Source organism: Methylobacterium sp. CM6241, assembly GCF_054817845.1.
Map to the genome: position 1 here is coordinate 1717194 of NZ_CM139246.1, position 20371 is coordinate 1737564.

General features: G+C 67.3%; 17 protein-coding genes. 9 read left to right on the forward strand and 8 right to left on the reverse strand.

Features of this window, described 5'->3' with window-relative positions; all coding sequences use genetic code 11:
• Window positions 1-13 precede the first annotated feature (13 nt).
• Entirely contained in the window at window positions 14-148 is a 135-nt protein-coding gene (gene rpmH / locus ACYQR9_RS07930; RefSeq protein WP_018045311.1) for a 50S ribosomal protein L34, read from the reverse strand.
• Between the two features lie 538 nt (window positions 149-686).
• Between rpmH and rcdA the strand changes: the two genes are divergently transcribed.
• Window positions 687-1214 carry a protease adaptor protein RcdA gene (gene rcdA, locus ACYQR9_RS07935; RefSeq protein WP_056431783.1) on the forward strand — a complete coding sequence of 176 codons (528 nt, stop codon included), beginning with the start codon at window positions 687-689 and terminating at the stop codon, window positions 1212-1214.
• A 119-nt stretch (window positions 1215-1333) separates the two neighbouring features.
• Here the strand turns inward: rcdA and rpmE are convergent, their stop codons facing one another.
• The gene (rpmE, locus tag ACYQR9_RS07940) at window positions 1334-1588 is read right to left on the reverse strand and encodes a 50S ribosomal protein L31 (protein WP_018045309.1); all 255 of its coding nucleotides are present in this window, start codon (window positions 1586-1588) and stop codon (window positions 1334-1336) included.
• 188 nt (window positions 1589-1776) lie between these two features.
• On the opposite strand from rpmE, the gene ACYQR9_RS07945 reads away from it, so the two are divergent.
• Window positions 1777-3639 carry an ABC transporter transmembrane domain-containing protein gene (locus tag ACYQR9_RS07945; protein ID WP_056431786.1) on the forward strand — a complete coding sequence of 621 codons (1863 nt, stop codon included), beginning with the start codon at window positions 1777-1779 and terminating at the stop codon, window positions 3637-3639.
• Between the two features lie 109 nt (window positions 3640-3748).
• On the forward strand, window positions 3749-7258 hold the full coding sequence (gene dnaE, locus ACYQR9_RS07950) for a DNA polymerase III subunit alpha (RefSeq protein WP_461229261.1): 3510 nt from the start codon (window positions 3749-3751) through the stop codon (window positions 7256-7258).
• A 5-nt stretch (window positions 7259-7263) separates the two neighbouring features.
• Here dnaE and ACYQR9_RS07955 read toward each other — a convergent pair whose 3' ends face one another.
• On the reverse strand, window positions 7264-7653 hold the full coding sequence (locus ACYQR9_RS07955; protein ID WP_461229262.1) for a winged helix-turn-helix transcriptional regulator: 390 nt from the start codon (window positions 7651-7653) through the stop codon (window positions 7264-7266).
• 99 nt (window positions 7654-7752) lie between these two features.
• On the opposite strand from ACYQR9_RS07955, the gene ACYQR9_RS07960 reads away from it, so the two are divergent.
• The 3 genes from ACYQR9_RS07960 to ACYQR9_RS07970 all read left to right on the forward strand — a co-directional run bounded on the left by ACYQR9_RS07960 (window position 7753) and on the right by ACYQR9_RS07970 (window position 9511).
• On the forward strand, window positions 7753-8523 hold the full coding sequence (locus tag ACYQR9_RS07960; protein WP_461229263.1) for an SDR family oxidoreductase: 771 nt from the start codon (window positions 7753-7755) through the stop codon (window positions 8521-8523).
• A gap of 179 nt (window positions 8524-8702) precedes the next feature.
• Window positions 8703-9062, forward strand: a complete 360-nt coding sequence (locus ACYQR9_RS07965; protein ID WP_461229264.1) for a VanZ family protein — start codon at window positions 8703-8705, stop codon at window positions 9060-9062.
• A 14-nt stretch (window positions 9063-9076) separates the two neighbouring features.
• Window positions 9077-9511: an MEKHLA domain-containing protein gene (locus ACYQR9_RS07970; RefSeq protein WP_056431803.1), complete on the forward strand. Its 435-nt coding sequence runs from the start codon at window positions 9077-9079 to the stop codon at window positions 9509-9511.
• A gap of 166 nt (window positions 9512-9677) precedes the next feature.
• On the opposite strand, the gene putA is transcribed toward ACYQR9_RS07970, so the two are convergent.
• From putA to ACYQR9_RS07985, 3 genes are all read right to left on the reverse strand, one after another.
• Window positions 9678-13433, reverse strand: a complete 3756-nt coding sequence (putA, locus tag ACYQR9_RS07975) for a bifunctional proline dehydrogenase/L-glutamate gamma-semialdehyde dehydrogenase PutA (protein ID WP_461229265.1) — start codon at window positions 13431-13433, stop codon at window positions 9678-9680.
• Window positions 13434-13654: 221 nt separating this feature from the next.
• On the reverse strand, window positions 13655-14371 hold the full coding sequence (locus tag ACYQR9_RS07980) for a gamma-glutamylcyclotransferase (RefSeq protein ID WP_461229266.1): 717 nt from the start codon (window positions 14369-14371) through the stop codon (window positions 13655-13657).
• A gap of 58 nt (window positions 14372-14429) precedes the next feature.
• Window positions 14430-14822: a hypothetical protein gene (locus ACYQR9_RS07985; RefSeq protein WP_461229755.1), complete on the reverse strand. Its 393-nt coding sequence runs from the start codon at window positions 14820-14822 to the stop codon at window positions 14430-14432.
• Between the two features lie 195 nt (window positions 14823-15017).
• Between ACYQR9_RS07985 and recO the strand changes: the two genes are divergently transcribed.
• The 3 genes from recO to ACYQR9_RS08000 all read left to right on the forward strand — a co-directional run bounded on the left by recO (window position 15018) and on the right by ACYQR9_RS08000 (window position 18385).
• Complete coding sequence (recO, locus tag ACYQR9_RS07990; protein WP_461229267.1) at window positions 15018-15758, forward strand: DNA repair protein RecO; 741 nt, start codon at window positions 15018-15020, stop codon at window positions 15756-15758.
• 53 nt (window positions 15759-15811) lie between these two features.
• Entirely contained in the window at window positions 15812-18064 is a 2253-nt protein-coding gene (gene parC / locus ACYQR9_RS07995; protein ID WP_461229268.1) for a DNA topoisomerase IV subunit A, read from the forward strand.
• Window positions 18065-18148: 84 nt separating this feature from the next.
• Window positions 18149-18385, forward strand: a complete 237-nt coding sequence (locus ACYQR9_RS08000; RefSeq protein ID WP_461229269.1) for a hypothetical protein — start codon at window positions 18149-18151, stop codon at window positions 18383-18385.
• Window positions 18386-18417: 32 nt separating this feature from the next.
• Here ACYQR9_RS08000 and infA read toward each other — a convergent pair whose 3' ends face one another.
• Window positions 18418-18690, reverse strand: a complete 273-nt coding sequence (infA, locus tag ACYQR9_RS08005; RefSeq protein ID WP_018045296.1) for a translation initiation factor IF-1 — start codon at window positions 18688-18690, stop codon at window positions 18418-18420.
• A gap of 323 nt (window positions 18691-19013) precedes the next feature.
• Entirely contained in the window at window positions 19014-20159 is a 1146-nt protein-coding gene (locus ACYQR9_RS08010; RefSeq protein WP_461229270.1) for a branched-chain amino acid ABC transporter substrate-binding protein, read from the reverse strand.
• Window positions 20160-20371 lie beyond the last annotated feature (212 nt).

Genomic DNA, 20371 nt, shown 5'->3' on the forward strand with positions numbered 1-20371 from the left:
GGGCGCCTAGAAATCAGGCCGAGAGCTTCTTGCGACCGTGCGAGCGGCGGGCAGCGATGACCTTGCGGCCGCCGGCCGTCGCCATGCGAGCGCGGAAGCCGTGACGACGCTTACGCACGAGCTTGCTGGGCTGATAGGTTCTCTTCATGGCGCGATCTCCGATGGCCGAGGATCGATCCGGCTGGCTGCAGGAGCCCCACCGACATCTTCACTCGCCCTGAAATGTGTCTGCAAGCGCGAAGAGCGCCCACATGGGGCGCGGCAACGCGATGGCGCGGCTTATGGCGGAGAGGGGGGGCGAAGTCAATTCTGGCGCGGGCATTTCCCAGCGCCCGTTCTGTCGCCGGACCGTGTCCGCCCTTAGTCGGGCGTTAACCTTTTCAGCTTATGAAGAAATCATATCCGGTTTTCCGGATGTGGGGCAGATTTCGGTCTGCCGCTGTTTTGATGCCTCTGTCGACTTCACCAAAGCCGCCCCTCCGGGCGGCTTTTTTTTCGTTCCGCCGATTCGCGGAACGACGTCGCCAAATGCGGTTTCATCGGCACCAGTCCGGCCCATTAACGTTAATCCCCGGTCAACGGCGCGGGGCGGCACGTTCGGCGCTAGTGTTGCGCCTCTGGTCGCGAACGCACTGATCGTGTCTCAGATCGGGACAAAGCGGTCCGGTAGCGGCACAGGAGGCAGGATGAACGAGTTGGATGTCACCTTTCGCGACGAGCGGGACTGGGTCAACTTCGGCGACACGTATGTGAATTCCGAGGCCTTTCGCGTCCTGTTCCGCGAAGGCATGACCATGGTCGAAGAAGCCGCGGCCTATCTCGATGGCGATGGACGCGAGGAATCGCGGCTGCTGTCGCGCGACAGCACCCTGTCCTATGCCAGCGAGAGCATGCGCCTCACCACCCGGCTCATGCAGATCGCGTCGTGGCTTCTGGTGCAGCGTGCCGTGTCGGAGGGCGAGATCACCCCCGCCCAGGCCCTCCAGGAGAAGACCCGCGTCCGTCTCGCGACACCGGAGACCTTCCGCGCCGAGACCTTCGTCACTCTCCCGGCCCGCCTTCAGGACCTCACCGTCCGCTCGCGCCGGCTCCACGCCCGCATCCTGCATCTCGACGGCCTCATCTCCGACGACCGCCCGACCCCGGTCTTCGGGGAAAGCCCCGTCGCCGCGCAGCAGGGTCTGCTGCGGAGCGCCTTCGGTACCGCCCACTGAAACAGGGTTGGGCTTCGATGCCTGAAACGCGAAAGGGCGGCGCCTCGATGGCGTCGCCCTTTCGCGTATCCAAAACCCTCCGCCGCCACCAACCGGTCGCGGCGGTCAGTTCGCTCGAATCACTTCTTGCCGAAGGACAGGGCGCCGAAGCGCGAGTTGAACCGCGAAACACGGCCGCCGCGATCAAGCATCTTCTGCTCGCCGCCAGTCCAGGCCGGGTGCGTATTCGGGTCGATGTCGAGGTTGAGGGTGTCGCCCTCCTTGCCGTAGGTCGACCGGGTCATGTAGTCGGACCCATCGGTCATCACGACCTTGATGAAATGGTAGTCGGGATGTTCGGTACCCTTGGCCTTGTCGGCCGCACTCTTTGCCATGACGAAATCCTTGAATAGCCACGCCGACCGGCCCGCCTGGCGGCCCGCGGCCTTAGATCACGCGCAATCGGATGAAGGCGGGCCTATACCCCACGTGCTTCTTCCGAACAAGCGGTCGGGCGCGGGAGATCGTCGGGACCGCTATTTTCTTGAAACCGATTCTGTGTCGGGGATGATGACGAGGCACGATGGCTCGCGGGCGTAAAAAGAATTCACAGGGCGAAGGCCCGGGCGGCAACGGTCGCGGCAAAGCTCCTCTCGGGTCGCTGAGGCCGCTGATTCCCTTCGCCTTGGTCTATCGCGGTCGCATCCTCGCGGCGTTCCTGTCGCTGCTTTCGGCCTCGGTTGCGACCCTCGTGGTGCCGATCGCCCTGCGCCGGGTGATCGACCACGGCTTCTCGCCCGAAGGCCACAGCGTCATCGACGCTTACTTCATGGCTCTGATCGGCGTGGTGTCGGTGCTCGCCCTGTCGAGTGCCGCCCGGTACTACACCGTGGTGACGCTGGGTGAGCGCGTGGTCGCGGACCTGCGCAGCGCGGTCTTCGCCCGCCTCACCATCCTCGATCCCGCTTTCTTCGACCGCACGCAATCGGGCGAGATCGTCTCCCGGCTCACCGCCGACGCGACCCAGGTCAAGGCCGTGTTCGGGGTCTCCATCTCGATCCTGCTGCGAAATGCCTTCCTGTTCGTCGGCGCGGTGGTGATGATGGTCATCACCAGTCCCAAACTGTCGATCCTGGTTCTCGTGGCGATCCCGCTCATCGTGTTCCCGCTGATCCTGTCCGGACGCGGCGTGCGGCGGCGTTCCCGCGCCGCGCAGGACCGGCTGGCCGACGCCTCGGCCTATGCGGCGGAGGCGATCGGGGCGATTCGCACCATGCAGGCCTTCGGCATGGGTCGCGCCACGGCGGAGCATTTCGGGCAGGCTTCCGAGAATGCCTATTCGGCCGCCCGTGACTCGGTGAAGGCGCGCGCCCTGCTCACCGGCGTCGCGATCTTCCTCATCTCCGCCAGCGTCGTCGGGGTGATGTGGTACGGCGCCCAAGGGGTGCTGGCCGGTACGATGACGGCGGGCCAGCTCTCGCAATTCGTGCTCTACGCCGTGTTCGGCGCGAGCGCCCTGGGGCAGCTTTCAGAGGTCTACGGCGAACTCGCGCAGGCCGCCGGCGCCGCCGAACGCCTTGGCGAGATTCTGGCCGCCGAGCCCGCGATCCGCGCACCCGCCGAGCCGAAACTCCTTCCGGTGCCGCCGCGCGGCGAGGTGGCCTTCGAATCGGTCCGCCTGACCTATCCGACCCGGCCGGAGCATCCCTCCCTCGACGGGATCAGCTTCCAGGTGGCGCATGGGGAGCGCGTCGCCCTCGTGGGCCCTTCGGGGGCGGGCAAGACCACGGTGCTGCAGGCGCTGCTGCGCTTCTACGATCCGCAATCCGGCATCGTGCGCGTCGATGGAATCGACATCGCCAGCGTCGATCCGGATGCCCTGCGCGAGCGCATGTCCCTCGTGCCGCAGGATCCCACTGTCTTCTCCGGCTCGGTGATCGAGAACATCCGCTACGGTCGCCCACGGGCGAGCGAGGCGGAGGTTCATCGCGCAGCGGAACTCGCCCATGCGGACGGCTTCATCCGCGCCCTGCCGCAGGGCTACGACACGCAGGTCGGCGAGCGCGGCGTCACGCTGTCCGGCGGTCAGCGCCAGCGTGTCGCCATTGCCCGCGCCATTCTCAAGGACGCGCCGATCCTGCTCCTCGACGAAGCGACCTCGGCCCTCGATGCCGAGAGCGAGCGCGCGGTGCAGACCGCGCTCGATACGCTCATGCGGGGGCGCACGACCCTGGTCATCGCCCATCGGCTGGCAACGATCCGCGCTGCCGACCGCATCCTCGTCCTCGACGGCGGCAGGATCGTCGAGACCGGAACGCATGAGAGCTTGCTGGCGCAGGGGGCGCTCTACGCGCAGCTGGCCGCCCTGCAATTCACCGACGCCCTCGATGAGACGGCGCGGGGGAAAGAACCGAAGACGAAGCGGTTCGCCCTGCCGGCCGAATAGGCGGAAATGGGGGGAGGGGGCGTTGCAGGAACGGCCCTCTCCACAGGCAAATGCGCCGGATGTGGTAATGGTAATGGACCGTGAACCGCGACTCGGGATGGGTTGAGTCATGGCGCGCATCCTCAAAGATCCCGGTTTCGTCCACCTCCATGTCCACTCGTCCTTCTCGCTGCTCGAAGGGGCGCTGAAGGTCGGCGACATCGTCAAGGCGGCCGCCGCCGACCGGCAGCCGGCGCTGGCGCTCACCGACACCAACAACCTGTTCGGGGCGCTGGAATTTTCCGAGAAGGCCGCCGGAACGGGCATCCAGCCCATCGCCGGCATGCAGCTCTCCGTGGCCTTCGAGGCGCCGGACCCGATGGCGCGGCTATCGCAGATCACTACCTCCAACGTCGTCGTGCTGGCGCAGAGCGAGGCCGGCTACGGCAACCTCCTGCGTCTGGCGAGCCGTGCCTATTTCGACGGCCCCCTGGGCGATGCGCCCCGTCTCACCGTAGAGGCACTGGCGGAGAACGCGGAAGGCCTCATCGCTCTGACGGGTGGCACCACCGGCCCCCTCGATACGGCCCTGCGCGGCGGACGTGTCGAGCTCGCCGCCGCCCGTCTCGCCCAGCTGAAACAGGCTTTCGGCGAGGACCGGCTCTACGTGGAGATCCTGCGCCACGGGCTCGATGACGAGCGCATGGTGGAGCGCGAGCTGATCCGGCTCGCCGATTCCAACGGCCTCTCGATCGTGGCCACCAACGAACCGTTCTTCGCCAAGCCCGACGATTACGACGCCCACGACGCGTTGCTCGCCATCGCCGAGGGGCGCCTCGTTTCGGACGAGCGCCGCCGCAAGCTCACTCCGCGCCACGGCTTCAAGACCCGCGCCGAAATGGCCAAGCTCTTCCACGACCTGCCGGATGCCCTGTCCGCCACCGTGGAAATCGCCATGCGCTGCACCTATCGGGTGCGCACCCGCAAGCCGATCCTGCCAAATTTCGGCGTCGTGGCCGCTCTCGACGCGCTGCCCGTGGAGGCGGTCTCGCCGGATGTCGCCGAGGAGATCGCCCTCGACGAACCGTCCGAACTGCGCCGCCAGGCCGAGGCCGGGCTGGAACTGCGCCTCGCCCAGCACGGCCCATGCGAGGGCATGACCGAACAAGTCTATCGCGACCGTCTGGCCTTCGAGCTCGACGTCATCGTGAAGATGAAATTCCCCGGCTACTTCCTCATCGTGTCGGACTTCATCAAATGGGCCAAGGACCACGACATCCCGGTGGGGCCGGGCCGTGGTTCGGGTGCCGGCTCCCTCGTCGCCTACGCGCTCCTGATCACCGATCTCGATCCGCTGCGCTTCGGTCTGCTGTTCGAGCGCTTCCTCAACCCCGAGCGCGTCTCGATGCCGGATTTCGACATCGATTTCTGCGTCGATGGCCGTGAGCGCGTGATCCAGTACGTGCAGGAACGCTACGGCCACGAGCAGGTCGCGCAGATCATCACCTTCGGTACGCTGCAGGCGCGCGGCGTGCTGCGCGACGTCGGCCGCGTGTTGGAGATGCCCTATGGGCAGGTCGACAAGCTGACGAAGCTGGTGCCGCAGAACCCGGCCAACCCCGTCACCCTGGTCCAGGCCATCGAGGGCGAGCCCAAGCTTCAGGCGGCGATGGAGGAGGAGCCCGTCGTCGCCCGGTTGATGCAGATCGCCAAGAAGCTCGAGGGTCTGCACCGCCACGCTTCGACCCACGCGGCGGGCGTGGTCATCGGCGACCGGCCGCTGGAACAGCTCGTGCCGCTCTACCGCGACCCGAAGACCGGGATGCGGGTGACCCAGTTCAACATGAAATGGGTCGAGGCGGCGGGCCTCGTGAAGTTCGACTTCCTCGGCCTCAAGACCCTGACGATGCTGCGCTGCTGCACCGACCTTCTGGCGCAGCGCGGCATCATCGTCGATCTCGCCTCGCTGCCCCTCGACGACGCGGCGACCTATACGCCGATGAAGCGCGGCGAGACGGTGGGCGTGTTCCAGGTGGAATCCGCCGGCATGCGCAAGGCGCTGGTCGAGATGCAGGCCGACCGGTTCGAGGACATCATCGCCCTCGTGGCGCTCTACCGGCCCGGCCCCATGGCCAACATCCCGGTCTATTGCGAGCGCAAGCTCGGCCGCGATGCCGGCAACGAGGCGAGCTGGTACCCGCACGAGAAGCTGGAGCCGATCCTCAAGGAGACCTTCGGCATCATCGTCTACCAAGAGCAGGTGATGGAGGTGGCCAAGCTTCTGGCCGGCTACTCGCTCGGCGACGCCGACATGCTCCGCCGCGCCATGGGCAAGAAGATCAAGGCCGAGATGGACGCCCAGCGCGACCGTTTCGTGAAGGGCTCGGTGGAGCGCGGCCTCACCGAGGCCAAGGCCAACGAGATCTTCGACCTGCTGGCGAAATTCGCCGATTACGGCTTCAACAAATCGCACGCCGCCGCCTACGCCCTGCTGACCTACCAGACGGCCTATCTCAAGGCGAATTACCCGGTGGAGTTCCTGGCCGCCGCGATGCAGCTCGACATCGACGTCACCGACAAGCTCGCCGAGTTCCGCCAGGACGCCCAGCGCCTCGGTATCCCGGTGGACCCGCCCTCGATCAACACCTCGGGGGTCAATTTCGAGGTCCATGACGGGCGCATCGGCTATGCGCTCGCCGCCATCAAGGGCGTGGGCCGGGCCGCCGTCGAGGCCGTGGTGGAGGCACGCGGCGACACGCCGTTCAAGGACCTCGCCTGCCTGGCGCGCCGGCTCAACCCGCGCCTCATCAACAAGCGTACACTGGAGAATCTCGTGGCGGCCGGCGCCATGGATTGCATTGAGGTCGACCGCGCGCGGGCCTGCGCCGCCGTCGAGCCGATGATGAAGCTGGCGCAAGGGGCGGCGGAGGCGGCCAATACGGGCATCGTCGACATGTTCGGCGGCATCGCTTCGGCCGACGTGACCCTGCGGGTGCCCGCCTACGAGCCCTGGCCCATGGCCGAGAAGCTGAAGAAGGAATACGAGGCCATCGGCTTCTTCCTCTCGGGCCATCCGCTCGACGAATATGCCGGCCTGCTGGAGAAGCTGCGCGTCCAGAGCTGGGCCGAGTTCTGCCGCTCGGTCCGCGCCGGCACGTCGAGCGTCGGCAAGGTCGCCGCGTCCGTCCTCGACCGGTCGGAGCGCCGCACCAAATCCGGCAACAAGCTCGGCATCGTCACGCTCTCGGACCAGACCGGGCATTTCGAGGCGATCATCTTCCAGGAGGGCCTCGGCCAGTACCGCGAGATCCTGGAGCCCGGCCGGCCGCTGGTGCTGCAGATCCAGGCCAATCTCGAAGGCGAGGATGTGCGCGCGCGCATCGTCACCGCCGAGCCTCTCGACGAGGCGGTGGCACGCCACCAGAAGGGCATGCGCGTCTATCTCCGCGACGAGCGCCCCATCGTCAGCGTGCAGCAGCGCCTGCAGGTGCGCGGCGAGGGCGAGGTCTCGCTGATCCTCCTCCTCGACGGCGGCGACCGGGAGGTCGAGGTCAAGCTCCCCGGCCGCTACCAGGCGACGCCGCAGATCGCCGGTGCCCTGCGGGCGGTGCCCGGTGTGGTGCAGGTCGAAGTGAACTGACGGGGTCAGCCTCCCGAGGGGAGGGGCCCGTCGAACGTCTCGCGCGCCGTCTCCACCGCCGCGAGGTTCTGCTCGGCCCAGATCCACACGCCGCAGAAGGCGGCGCCGAGGCTCTGGCCGAGTTCCGTCAGCCGATACTCGACCTTGGGCGGCACCACCGGATGCACGGTGCGGATCACCAATCCGTCCCGCTCCATGTGGCGGAGAGTCTGGGTCAGCATCTTCTGGCTGATCGTGCCGATCGAGCGGCTGAGTTCGGTGAAACGAAGCTCGCCCCTCTCTTCCAGGATTTCGAGGACCAGCATCGTCCATTTATCGGCGACGCGGCCGATCAGGTCGTGAACCAGCGCCTCGACGCGCGGATCCGCATCGGCGGGTGGGTGCGGGGCCGGCATTTCACGCTCTCCTTTTGGTAAGTACAAATCTTTTTGGTGCCTTCTACCCATCGGAGAGTAGGCGCGGCATCTGTTTGGGACAACCAGGAGGGATGTCCCATGAAGACGAGCGGCAACACCATTCTCATCACCGGCGGCGCATCGGGGATCGGCCGCGAACTGGCGGAGCGTTTCCAGGCCCAGGGCAACACGGTGATCATCGCCGGCCGCCGCCGTGATCGGCTCGATGCGGTCACGGAGGCCAATCCCGGCATGGTCGGCTATGTGCTCGATGTCGAGGACAAAGCCGGGATAGACGCTTTCGCCGCGACGGTGATCGCCGCCCATCCCGACCTGAACGTCCTGATCAACAATGCCGGGATCATGCTGTTCGAGGATCTCACCCGGTCCCGTGATCTGGCGGATGCCGAGGCGATGGTGACCACCAACCTGCTGGGGCCGATCCGCCTCACCAACGCGCTGATCGACCATCTCTCCGCTCAGCCGGACGCGGCGGTCGTAAACGTCTCGTCGGGCCTCGCCTTCGTGCCGCTCGTCTCGACCCCGACCTATTCGGCGACGAAGGCGGCGATCCATTCCTACACGGTCAGCCTGCGGGACGCCGTTAAGGGCAGGGTCGAGGTCATCGAGCTCGTGCCGCCCGCCGTGCAGACGGAACTCACGCCCGGCCAGTCGACGCGGGAGGGATACATGCCCCTCGGCGACTTCATGGACGAAGTAATGATGCTCTTCGCGACGCAGCCGACTCCGCCGGAAATCCTGGTGGAACGCGTGGGATTCCTGCGCTTCGCGGAAAGCGAGAAGCGGTTCGACCAGGCCGTGGCTACCGTGAACGACTTCGCCAACAAGGCGCGCGCAGACCAGCACTGACGCTCCGCAGCGGCCATGCGAGCCGGCTTGCCGGTCGGCAAGACGCGGCGGGAAACATCCGCCGCGTAACCGCGTCTTAATAATACCTTCAGCATGGTCGAGATCAGGCTGGACCCGGTGCTTGCCCAACAAGACCCGGCATGACGCAAGCTGGCGTCGCGGTTCGGTGGCACGCTTCGATGACGAGAACTCTCTTGCGCCTGTCGGTCTTCGTCATCCTCGCGATCCTGGTCTTCGTGACGCTGTCGCCGATCGGGCTCCGGCCGGTCGTCGCCTCGGCGAATGTCGAGCGGATGAGCGCCTACGCCCTGTTCGGCTTCCTCTTGATCCTGGCCTATCCCAAGCGCTGGTATCTCGGGCTCATGACCGGCATGGCGGTGGCCGGCCTCCTCGAATTCGGCCAGGAATTGTCGCCGACCCGCCATGCGCGTCTGGGCGATTTCCTGGTCAAGGCGGTCGCCGCCGCGTTCGGTAGCCTCGTCGCTTACCTCGTCCTGGCCGCCTATGCCCGGTTCGAGCGGCCCTCGGCCTCCCGCTGACACAGGTGCCCGACGTGGATGTCTGCAACGATCCCGGTTTCCATACGCTCCTGACCGGGAGTTTTCGCCGTGCCGTCGGCCGGTCGCTGGTGCCCGAGTCTGGGGGCGACGCGGCCTGGCTCCATGCCGAGGCCCCCTTCGCGGTCCTGGCCCATGATGGAGCAGAGGACCCGCGTTTCATCTATGCGAACCTGACCGCTCTGCGCATCTTCGGCTACGAGAAGGACGAGCTCATCGGGTTGCCCTCTCGCTTCTCGGCCGAGGCCCCGGAACGCGCCGAGCGTCAGCGCCTGCTCGACGCCGTCACCCGTGACGGGTTCGTCGCCAATTATGCCGGCATCCGCATCCGCAAGGACGGAACCCGCTTCCCGATTCGCGATGCCATCGTCTGGCAACTCGTGGATGAGACCGGTCTGCTGCACGGACAGGCCGCGACCTTTTCTGTCTGAGAGGGTTCCCTCGGTTCGACAGGTATCGACGAGCGGAGACCGTGACGTTTTTCTTCCCTTCCACGACCTCGTCCTGAGGCACTGCGATAGCCGCCTCGAAGGAGGGCTCCAGAACCCGCTACGCGAGCCGGGGGCTCCTTCGAGGCCTTCGCTGCGCTTCGGCACTTCAGGATGAGGTGGCGGGCGGGACCGTGATCGCATCGCTATCCTCGCCGAGGGTCATGAGGGCGGCATTGCCGCCTGCCGCCGCGGTGTTGATGCTGACGCTGCGCTCCCGGAGAAGCCATTCCAACGAGTAATCGTCGGCTCCTTTCTCCAGTTCGTCCGGCGACACGGCGAGGACTGGGATGATGGCGCCCGGCAGCGCGGCGGCTCTCCGCGTCGCCGCGAGGGCCGCATCCGCCCCGCCCTCCGCCCCGCCCTCCGCCAGGATCGCCGCGCAGCCCACGGCGTCCGGCCCATCGGCCACGCCGATCGTGCCCCGAACCGCACGGGGCAGAAGGTCGAGCATCGGTCGCAGGCCGGCAGGCGGGACGAGCCGGACCGTATTGCCGGTGGCGAGGCAGGCCGCGATCTGTGCGAACAGCCCGGTTCCGCTGGTTGGCAGGCACAGGACCGTGCCGCGCGGATGCAGGCTGTAGCGGTTGCTCTCGCCCACCGGGCCGGGCAGGGCGATGTCGAGTCCGAGGAGGCTCCGTTCGGCATAGGCGTCGCAGCGCGCCGCCTCCCTCTCCCTGCCCGCCACCGACAGGGCGTCGCGCAGGGACGCCAGCGCCTCGGGCATCGCGGCGGGCCGCCGGACGAGGCCGGTCTTCGCTGGCGCCGAAGCCAGGAGGCGGCGGAGATAGAGCGGGCCGCCGGCCTTCGGTCCCGTCCCCGACAGGCCTTCGCCGCCGAAGGGCTGAAGGCCGACGACGGCCCCGATGAGGTTGCGGTTGACGTAGATGTTGCCCGCATGGACCCCGTCCACGAGGCGCGAGACGGTAGCGTCGATCCGGCTATGGACGCCGAAGGTCAGGCCGTAGCCGGTCCCGGCGATGGCATCGACGATCCGGCCGAGATCGTCGCGCCTGATACGCAGGACGTGGAGGACGGGGCCGAAGATCTCGCCGGACAGGTCGTCGAGACTGTCGATGGCGATCAGGGTCGGGGAAACGAAATGGCCGGCCGCGCAGGAGGGCGGCAGCGCGACCCGATGCACGGCGTGGCCGCGTTCCCGCATCCGCGCCACATGTTCTTCGATCGCCTCCCGCGCAGCCTCGCTGATCACCGGCCCGATATCGGTAGCGAGCCGGTCGGGATTGCCGATCGTCAGTTCGGCCATGGCGCCTTCGAGCATGGCGAGGATGCGGTCGGCCACCTCCTCCTGAAGGCAGAGCACGCGAAGCGCCGAGCAGCGCTGTCCGGCGGAATTGAAGGCCGACATCACCACATCGGCGACGACCTGCTCCGGCAGGGCGGAGGAATCGACGACCAGGGCGTTCTGGCCACCCGTCTCGGCCACGAACGGAATCGGCCGTCCATCCGGTCCGAGCCGCCTGGCGAGTTCGGCCTGGATCGCCTTGGCGACATCGGTCGAACCGGTAAAGAGCACGCCCTGGACCCGAGGATCGGCCACGAGGCGCGCGCCGATCGCACCGTCTCCCGGCAGGAGACCGAGCACGCCGTCAGGAATTCCCGCCTCGATCAGGATCTCCACGGCGAGCCCGGCCACCAGGGGCGTTTCCTCGGCTGGCTTGGCGAGGACGGCATTGCCGGCGGCGAGCGCGGCTCCGACCTGCCCGATGAAGATGGCGAGGGGGAAGTTCCAGGGGCTGATACAGGCGACGACGCCAAGGGGCGGATGAGTCGCGGGATCGAATCCCGCTGCCTGCGCTCCGTAATAGCGCAGGAAATCCACCGCCTCGCGGATCTCGCCGACGGCATCGGTGAGGGTCTTGCCGGCTTCCCGGATCAGCAACCCGAGGAACGCGTCACGCCGCGCCTCGATCCGGTCCGCCGCCACGTTCAGGATACCGGCCCGCCGCGATGGCGCCGTCGTCGCCCAGGCGCTGGAGGCTGATGTCGCACGCGCGATGGCGGCGTCGACGATCTCCGCCTCTGCCTCGATCACGTGGCCGACGATGTCGTTCCGGTCGGCGGGGTTGAGTACGGCGCGTTTCGTGCCGTCATACTCATCCGTCGGAACGGGCCGACACAGGCGGGGTGTCCCTGCACCCGCCCGCAGGCTCGCGCCGAGGGACGCGAGCACGTCCTCGTCGGACAGGTCGAGGCCGCGCGCGTTCACGCGGCTCGGGCCGAAGAGATCGCGCGGCAGAGCGATCCCCGGATGGCCCGATCCCGGCGGTACGACCCGGCGGGCCAGCTCCAGCGGGTTGGCAACGAGGTCGCCGGCCGACACGGCGGGATCGGCGATCCGGTTGACGAAGGAGGAGTTTGCTCCGTTCTCCAGCAGGCGCCGGACGAGATAGGCGAGCAGCGTGTCGTGCGAGCCCACCGGCGCATAGATCCGGCATGGCCGGTCGAGGATCGCGCCGCCGACCACCTCCTCGTAGAGCGCTTCGCCCATGCCGTGCAGGCACTGGAACTCGTAGTCGCCGGGCTGAAAATCGTCCCCCGCCATGGCGACGATGTCGGCGAGCGTGCGGGCATTGTGGGTCGCGAATTGCGGAAACACTGCGTCTCCGGCCGCCAGAAGCCGGCGCGCGCAGGCGAGGTACGACACGTCGGTATGGAGCTTCCGGGTGAAGACCGGGAAACCGTCGAGCCCATCGACCTGGGCGCGCTTGATCTCCGAATCCCAGTATGCGCCCTTGACGAGGCGGACCATGAGGCGGTGTCCGCTCCGCCGCGCGAGATCGATGACGACGTCCAGCACGGGGAGCGCGCGCTTCTGATAGGCCTGTACGACGAAGCCGAGCCCGTCCCAGCCGGCAAGACGCTCGTCCGACGCCAGGGCTTCGAGGAGATCGAGGGAGAGGTCGAGCCGGTCGGCCTCCTCGGCATCGATGTTGAACCCGATATCATGGCGGCTGGCCGCGAGGGCGAGGTCCGTCAGCCTCGGCAGCAACTCGTCCATCACCCGGTCGCGCTGGGCGCGGGCATAGCGCGGGTGCAGCGCTGAGAGCTTGACCGAGATGCCCGGCCCATCGAGAGGCCCGCGCCCGGCCGAGGCCACACCGATCGCCGCGATGGCGCCGGCATAATCCGCCAGATAGCGGGCGGCATCCGCTGCATTCACTGCCGCCTCGCCCAGCATGTCATAGGAATAGCGGAAGCCCTTCTCCTCCTTCGGCCGGCTGTTGCGGAGCGCTTCGGCGATGCTGCGGCCGGTGACGAACTGGCCGCCGAGCATCCGCATCGCCAGATCGACACCCATGCGGATGGCCGGCTGGCCCGCCCGACGCAGGACGCCCGTCAGCGCCGCCGTCAGGCCGGCCTCGTCCTCGACGCCGACCACCCGCCCCGTCAGCGCGAGGCTCCACGCGGCTGCACCGGCGAACAGCGAGGTGGGATGGCCGAGATGCGACCGCCAATCGCCATGTCCGATCTTGTCGCGGATGAGGGCGTCGCGGCTCGCCGTATCCGGAATGCGCAGAAGTGCTTCAGCGAGGCACATCAGGGCGACGCCCTCGGCGCTCGACAGGCTGAACTCGCGCATCAGCTGCTCGACGGGCCCGCGCGCGCCTTTCTCGCGCAAGGCAGCGACGAGGCGCCCCGCCAGATGCGTCGCCGCGGCATCCTCCGCCGCACTCTGATGAACGTTCGTCATCAAGGAGGCGACGCATTCGGGCTCGGAGCGTCGATTGGCGGCGCGGACCCTGGCCCGGAGCGCTCCGCGCGGCGCGGCGGGACCCTCCCATTCAAAGAAAGCCAGCCTGCGATCGGGCGGCAGCGGCGTCGGAGGTGGGCATTTGCTCATGGTATGAGGCTCATGGGTCGAAGCCTTCCCGCTGCTGCCCCCGGGCGATCACCGATATCCGGCATCTCCTCGAAGGAAGATGCACCGGAATTCGCCCGTGCACACCTGTGCGGAGCGACCTTGCCGATGCAGACCAACGAGGCCGCACCTGCGTAGTTTCCGGGCGGGTCGCCGGCCCTCTCTTCCACCTCGAAATCAGCGATGCGGGAAGGAGGGACCCGTTACCGCGTGGCGACGCGCAGCTCCGCTTGCTGTCGATACGCGGCCTCCAGGCGCTCGGCCACGAGATGCTGCAACCGCCAGAGATGGTCGTCGAGAATGCCGGCATCCGCGCAGGCCTGTGCCGTGCGGAATAGGTATTCCGCGCTCGGGCCGAGATGCCCCGCGCCGGTGGCGATCCGGTCGGCGATCTCCTCCTCCGCGAGGCGCCCAGTATAGCGGTCGCTGGCGCGGTTGACGACGAAGGTCAGGGCGGTGACCGGCCCGGTCGCGGTTTCGACGACGACCCAGCGTCCCGCATAGCCTCCGCCGCGCATCTCCCGGCGCCAGACCGGCATCAGGGTCTCGACCGGATCCGATCCCCTCAGGCGAAACACGATTCCGCGGCAGATGCCGCCCCGGTCGAGGGCAAGGACGAGGCCCGGCCGTTCGCGGCTCCCGCGAAACCGCCGCTGCAGCAGGCAAAAGCGCCGGTGATAGCCTCTCACCGTGCCGACGCGCCGCTCGGCCACGGCGAATTCCGGCTGCCAGATCAGCGAACCGTATCCGAACACCCAGAGCCCTCCATCCTCCGTCGGCCGGTGCCGGAGCATCCTGTCGAGGCCGGGCGCGAGGTCGAGATCGCTGATGAGATGCAAGGCGCTCGCATCGTCGGCGACCGGAGTCGGATGGGCACGGGCGATGAGGTCGAGGGTCAGCGAAAGGGGGCGATGCCGCATGGTTGGTATCGGAGCATCACCGGTCTGTCCGGGCAACCCGTCCGGTGCGGGATGGTCGTCAACCCCTCACATTCCCCAGCGCCTCCAGCTCCTTGAACGGCTCCGTCCGGTGGCCCTCGCAGACCTCCTCGACATCATCGAGGATGCTGAGCTTGCCGGCCTCCTCCCGAATGACGACCTTGGCCTTCTCGCCCTTGCGGAAGCGGCGGCCCATCATCCTGGCGGACACACAGTAGAGCGTGCGTCCGTCATCCTGGAACGGTCCCGCGATGCGGCTATGCTCGAAACGGACCGGGATCACCGAGATCGAACCGAAGCCGCTCTGGCGAAGGGCCAGGGCGGCCACCCGCTCGCGCATGGTGAAGCTGGCAAGGGCAGCGGGAGTCGGTTCGCGCCGCCCGCATCCAGCGAGCGTGAGGGTCAGGAATGCCATCGCCGCGATGGCGACCATGGATCGCGGCAGCAACGGGCCGTTACGGGCGATGCCATGTCGGGAGAGTACCATGCGAGGGAGCACCTAACGGCGGAACCCGAAGCGTAGCGTTTGACACGCTGCGCGGGAATATATGGATCACCACAATCCAGCGCGTTTCTCGATGCCGTCGGCCCGTTTCCAACGCATCCGCCACGCCTTAATGAGAGGGCCATGCAATGGACCGATGACGGCGTGGTGCTGGGGCTGCGCAAGCAGGGCGAGACGGGAATCGTCCTCGAAGTCATGACCGCGTGCCACGGTCGCCATCTCGGCCTCGTCCATGGGGGGCGTTCGCGGCGGATGCAGCCGGTGCTCCAGACCGGCAACCACGTTCGCCTCACCTGGCGCGCGCGTCTCGACGAGAGCCTCGGCGCCTTCGCGGTGGAGCCCCTCGAATCTTCGGCGGCGCGGCTCATGGGCTCGGGGCTCGCCCTCTACGGCGTGACCCATATGGCGGCGCTTCTCCGTCTGCTGCCCGAGCGCGATTCCCATTCCGCTCTCTACGAGGCGGCCCGCGTGCTCATCGCCCATCTCGACGACCGCGTGATCGCCCCCCTCCTGATGGTACGGTTCGAACTCGCGATCCTGGCCGAACTCGGCTTCGGCCTCGATCTCACCGCCTGCGCGGCCACGGGCGGCAACGATGCGCTGGTCTACGTCTCGCCGAGGACCGGGCGGGCTGTCAGCGCCTCGGCCGGGGAGCCCTTCCGGGACAGGCTGCTGGCGCTGCCGGGCTTCCTTCTCGAGCGGGAGAAGGGCCGGGGCGGCTCCATCCCGCCGGACGAGAGGGATGTAGCCAATGGATTTACCTTGACGGGGTATTTCCTCGACCAGCACATCTGGGGACCCCGCGCCATGGCCCCTCCGGCGGAGCGGGCGCGATTCGTTGCGTTGGGGACGCAGAGCGATTAAGTTCCGTTCTCGTTATGTTCTGATATGGGCCATGTCCGGCCCGGGAGTTCGTCATGGGCCAGCCCTTCGATCCACCGTCGGGATCCGACGGTATCGAGAGCGTCGAACTGAAGTCGGCGCTCGAAGAGCGCTACTTCGCCTATGCGCTTTCCACCATCATGAACCGCGCGTTGCCCGATGCCCGCGACGGCCTCAAGCCGGTCCATCGGCGCATCCTCTACGGCATGCGGCTCCTGCGCCTGGACCCCAACACGGCGTTCAAGAAATGCGCGAAGATCGTCGGCGACGTGATGGGCGATTTCCATCCGCACGGCGACCAGGCGATCTACGATGCGCTGGTGCGCCTCTCACAGGATTTCGCGCAGCGCTATCCGCTGGTGGATGGCCAGGGCAATTTCGGCAATATCGACGGCGATGGCCCCGCCGCCTATCGCTACACCGAGGCGCGGCTGACGGAGGTGGCGCGCCTGCTCCTCGACGGGATCGACGAGGACACGGTCGATTTCCGGCCGTCCTACAATGGCGAGAAGGACGAGCCCATCGTCCTGCCGGCGGCCTTTCCGAACCTGCTCGCCAACGGCTCCCAGGGCATCGCGGTGGGCATGGCCACCTCGATCCCGCCGCACAACGCGGCCGAACTCTGCGACGCGGCCCTCTATCTCATCGGCCATCGCGAGGCGACCTCGGCCCAGCTCCTCACCTTCGTGAAAGGGCCGGATTTCCCCACCGGCGGCATTCTGATCGACAGTGCCGAGTCGATCGCCGAGGCCTACCGTACCGGGCGCGGCGGTTTTCGCGTGCGGGCGCGCTGGGCGAAGGAGGATACCGGGCGCGGCACCTGGAACATCGTCGTCACCGAGATCCCCTACGGCATTCCCAAGGCCCGGCTCATCGAGAAGCTGGCCGAGCTGCTGCAGGAGAAGAAGCTGCCGCTGCTGGCCGACGTGCGCGATGAATCGGCGGAGGACGTCCGTGTCGTGCTGGAGCCGCGCTCGCGCAGCGTCGACCCGGTGATCCTCATGGAATCCGTGTTCCGGCTCACCGAGCTCGAAGCCCGCATCCCCCTCAACATGAACGTCCTGGTGGGTGGTCTCGTCCCGCGCGTGATCGGGCTGGCCGAGGCTCTGCGCGAATGGCTCGACCATCGCCGCCTCGTCCTCCAACGCCGCTCACGCCACCGCCTTGGGCAGATCGAACGCCGCCTCGAAATCCTCGGCGGCCTTCTCATCGTCTATCTCGATCTCGACGAGGTGATCCGCATCATCCGTGAGGAGGACGAGCCGAAACCGTCCCTGATGAAGCGGTTCGAACTCACCGAACTCCAGGCCAACGCCATCCTCGACACGCGCCTGCGCTCGTTGCGCAAGCTGGAGGAGATGGAGCTCAAGCGCGAACTCGATACGCTGACCAAGGAGAAGGACGGGATCGAGGAACTGCTCGGCTCCGAGAAGATGCAATGGTCGGACATCACCAAGCAGATCCGGGCGGTGAAGAAGACCTTCGGGCCCGAGACCAAGATCGGAGCCCGTCGCACCACCCTGGAGAACCCGCCCGACACCGCCGGGATCGATTTCACCTCCGCCATGGTGGAGCGCGAGCCGATCACCGTCATCGTCTCGGCCAAGGGCTGGATCCGCGCCCTCAAGGGGCATGTGGCCGATCTGTCGGGCGTCGCCTTCAAGGGCGACGACGCGCTCAAGATCTCGTTCCTCAGCGAGACCACGGCCAAGATCCTGGTCCTGGCCTCCAACGGCAAGGTGTTCACCCTGGAAGCGGCGAAGCTTCCGGGCGGACGCGGCTTCGGTGACCCGATCCGCTTGATGGTGGATTTCGACGACGGCGCCGAGATCGTCGCCGCCCTGCCGTATCAGCCGGGTGGCAAGCTCCTGATCGCGGGCTCGGATGGGCGCGGTTTCCTGGCCCCCGCCGACGCGCTGGTGGCCAATACCCGCAAGGGCAAGGGCATCATGGGGCTCGATGAGCCGGCCCAGGCCATGCTGCTCGTGCCTGCCAGCAGCGGCGATCATGTCGCCGTCTGCAGTGCCGACCGGCTATTGCTGGTCTTCCCGCTCTCTGAATTGCCGGAACTGTCGCGCGGCAAGGGGGTGCGCCTGCAGCGTTGCCGCCAGAGCACGCTCACCGACGCCCATGTCTTCACCCTGGCCGAGGGCCTGCCCTGGCGCGACAGCGCCGGTCAGGAGCGGCTCGCCAATGCGGCGCTGCTGGAGAAGTGGATGGGCCACCGGGCCGAGGCCGGCACGCTGATGACCCGGAGCTTCCCGAAATTCGAGCGGTTCGGAAAGTAGATGCTGAACACACCATCGCGGCTTGATCCGCGCTGGTGCTGCGACGATGTTTATCGGGTAGTCGCGTGATGAAGGAGTAATCGGATGGTCGACGCCGTAAGCCCGCTGACGCCCGATCTCGAAGAGCAGCTCGGCCGCATTCGGCGAGCGCGCGAAGAGAGTGAGAAATTCGTCGCCGAGCAGAAGAAACTCACGGCCGAAGCATTGAAGCTGGATCGCGACCGCATGCTCGCGCCCTGGCAGATCGCTTTGTCCGGCATGGCTGCCGGAGCCGCGTTCTTTGGCGCTGGCGCTGCCTTCGTGAAGATCCTCGGTCCCTAGCGGACAGACAAGATATCCGACAGCGCTCTTGCTCAGCGGCGGCGGAACTGGCCGCGGATCGGCGGGCGCGGACCGGAGGAACGCTCGTCCTTGTGACGGAACACGAGGCGGCCCTTCTCGAGATCGTAGGGCGACATCTCGACGGTGACACGGTCGCCCGCCAGAGTCTTGATGCGGTTCTTCTTCATCTTGCCGGCCGTGTAGGCCACGATCTCGTGGCCCTGGTCGAGCTGCACGCGGTAGCGTGCGTCCGGCAGGATCTCGATCACGAGACCGTCGAACTGCATCAACTCTTCTTTCGCCATCCACACTCTCCAGCCGGAACGCCAGAACGGGGCATTCCGGGACACCAAAAACATAGCCGTTCGGCAAAACGCTGCGGGCGGCGGGTCCGATCCCATCGGATGCGCAACACCGGCGAGCGTCGGCGAGACATAATGTTCGCGCGTTCCGTAAGCAAGCTTTTACCGCCGTGAACGGTATCCCGTCGACAGAAAAGCACATCCTGTCCCGAGACCGGGAAATCTTCGTTGGTGCTTCAACTGCCCGGTCATCCTCTCGGCTCGTCCCAATCCGAGGCGACAGCTGCCTCATCGGGTTGGCGACAAGGCGCCACTTTTCGCCCGGATCAGGGCGTCACGACATTGCCGGCGTAGTCGATACGGCCGTCGGGGGTCTTCTTCCAGATCTGCAGCTGGTAGCCGGGCGCTTTGGTCTGGCCTTTATCGTCGAATGCGACTTCGCCAAGGGCGGTCTTCAGCGGCGTACCGCCATGGAGGAACGCCGCAACTTTGCGGCCCTCATTGGATTTGGCTTGCTCGACGGCCTGTCTGAGGATCTCGACGGCGGCATAGCCCTGCGCCGCGACCATGTCGGCCTCCGGACTCCTCGGCTTGGCCGCCGCTCCCTTGGGCTCCGGCAGCTTTCGCGGTTCGGGGGCAAGGGTCATCACGGTCCCCTCGGCGCCGGGACCGGCCCCGGCGGCGAACTCCTTGTCGAGCAGTCCATCGCTGCCGACGAGGGGAATGGCCAGACCCGCTTCGCGCAGGGAACGGATCAGCAGCCCCGCTTCCGGCGCAAGGCCACCGAAATAAACGACCTCGATCCGGGCGCGCTTCAGGCGGGCGACGAGGGCGGAGAGATCCTTGTCGCCGCGGCCGAGGCTCTCGAAGGCGGTCTCCGCCTGTCCATTCGTTTTGAGACTGCGAGCGACGTCGTCGACGAGACCCCGACCGAACGTGCTCCTGTCATGGACGAGGCCGATACGCCGCCCTCTGAAACGCTCGAGAAGATAGCCCGCCGCGATCGGCCCCTGCTCCGCATCGCTGCCACCGAGGCGGAAGACGTTCCAGGCCCCACGCGTGGTCAAGGCGGGCCAGGCGATGCCGACCGTCACGGCGACGATCCCCGCTTCCTCGTAGACCGGCAGCGCCGATGCGGCCACGGCGGCATTCAGCGGCCCGATAACGAGGGGCACGCGATCGGCGGCGAATTTCCGCGCGACGGCCAGCCCCTGCTTGCCGTCGCCGGCATCGTCGGCAACGACGAGAGCAAGTTTCCGGCCCGAGGCTCCCGTCGCGCGGTTGAGATCCGCCACCGCTTGTTCGGCCCCGGCCCGGAGGCCCTGCCCGAAGGCGGCGTCAGGCCCGGTCAGGGGAAGCGAGAGCCCGATCCGGATCGGCGCCTGCGCGGCGCTCTGCGCCACGGCGCCGGAGGGTGAGAGGGCAAGCACAGCGAGGATCGCTACGGCGGCCGAGGGGAGAAAGGGTCTCATGGAATGGGGCCCGGAGGATTGGCGAGTAGAGGGCCCGATCTTCATAGCGCGCGCCAGCGGATTTGGCGCGGCTTGAAGCGCGCGTGCGCCCCGGCGACGAGACGCCTCCTCCGTGCTTGTCCGCACGTTTCGGAGATGGGACGTCCGGCAGGCATGGCATGGGCTTCGCCTCCGCATTGTGCCATCCGCGCCGGAGCTTATCTCCCCGAGGC

Bases quoted from the DNA above. Each gene is read 5' to 3' on its own strand.
- ACYQR9_RS07955 (WP_461229262.1), bottom strand. From the start codon at position 7,653: ATGCCGGCCCCGCACCCACCCGCCGATGCGGATCCGCGCGTCGAGGCG.
- ACYQR9_RS07960 (WP_461229263.1), top strand. From the start codon at position 7,753: ATGAAGACGAGCGGCAACACCATTCTCATCACCGGCGGCGCATCGGGG.
- ACYQR9_RS07945 (WP_056431786.1), top strand. From the start codon at position 1,777: ATGGCTCGCGGGCGTAAAAAGAATTCACAGGGCGAAGGCCCGGGCGGC.
- parC (WP_461229268.1), top strand. From the start codon at position 15,812: ATGGGCCAGCCCTTCGATCCACCGTCGGGATCCGACGGTATCGAGAGC.
- ACYQR9_RS07965 (WP_461229264.1), top strand. From the start codon at position 8,703: ATGACGAGAACTCTCTTGCGCCTGTCGGTCTTCGTCATCCTCGCGATC.
- ACYQR9_RS07980 (WP_461229266.1), bottom strand. From the start codon at position 14,371: ATGCGGCATCGCCCCCTTTCGCTGACCCTCGACCTCATCGCCCGTGCC.
- putA (WP_461229265.1), bottom strand. From the start codon at position 13,433: ATGAGCAAATGCCCACCTCCGACGCCGCTGCCGCCCGATCGCAGGCTG.
- rpmH (WP_018045311.1), bottom strand. From the start codon at position 148: ATGAAGAGAACCTATCAGCCCAGCAAGCTCGTGCGTAAGCGTCGTCAC.
- recO (WP_461229267.1), top strand. From the start codon at position 15,018: ATGCAATGGACCGATGACGGCGTGGTGCTGGGGCTGCGCAAGCAGGGC.
- ACYQR9_RS08010 (WP_461229270.1), bottom strand. From the start codon at position 20,159: ATGAGACCCTTTCTCCCCTCGGCCGCCGTAGCGATCCTCGCTGTGCTT.
- rpmE (WP_018045309.1), bottom strand. From the start codon at position 1,588: ATGGCAAAGAGTGCGGCCGACAAGGCCAAGGGTACCGAACATCCCGAC.
- ACYQR9_RS08000 (WP_461229269.1), top strand. From the start codon at position 18,149: ATGGTCGACGCCGTAAGCCCGCTGACGCCCGATCTCGAAGAGCAGCTC.
- rcdA (WP_056431783.1), top strand. From the start codon at position 687: ATGAACGAGTTGGATGTCACCTTTCGCGACGAGCGGGACTGGGTCAAC.
- ACYQR9_RS07985 (WP_461229755.1), bottom strand. From the start codon at position 14,822: ATGGTCGCCATCGCGGCGATGGCATTCCTGACCCTCACGCTCGCTGGA.
- dnaE (WP_461229261.1), top strand. From the start codon at position 3,749: ATGGCGCGCATCCTCAAAGATCCCGGTTTCGTCCACCTCCATGTCCAC.
- infA (WP_018045296.1), bottom strand. From the start codon at position 18,690: ATGGCGAAAGAAGAGTTGATGCAGTTCGACGGTCTCGTGATCGAGATC.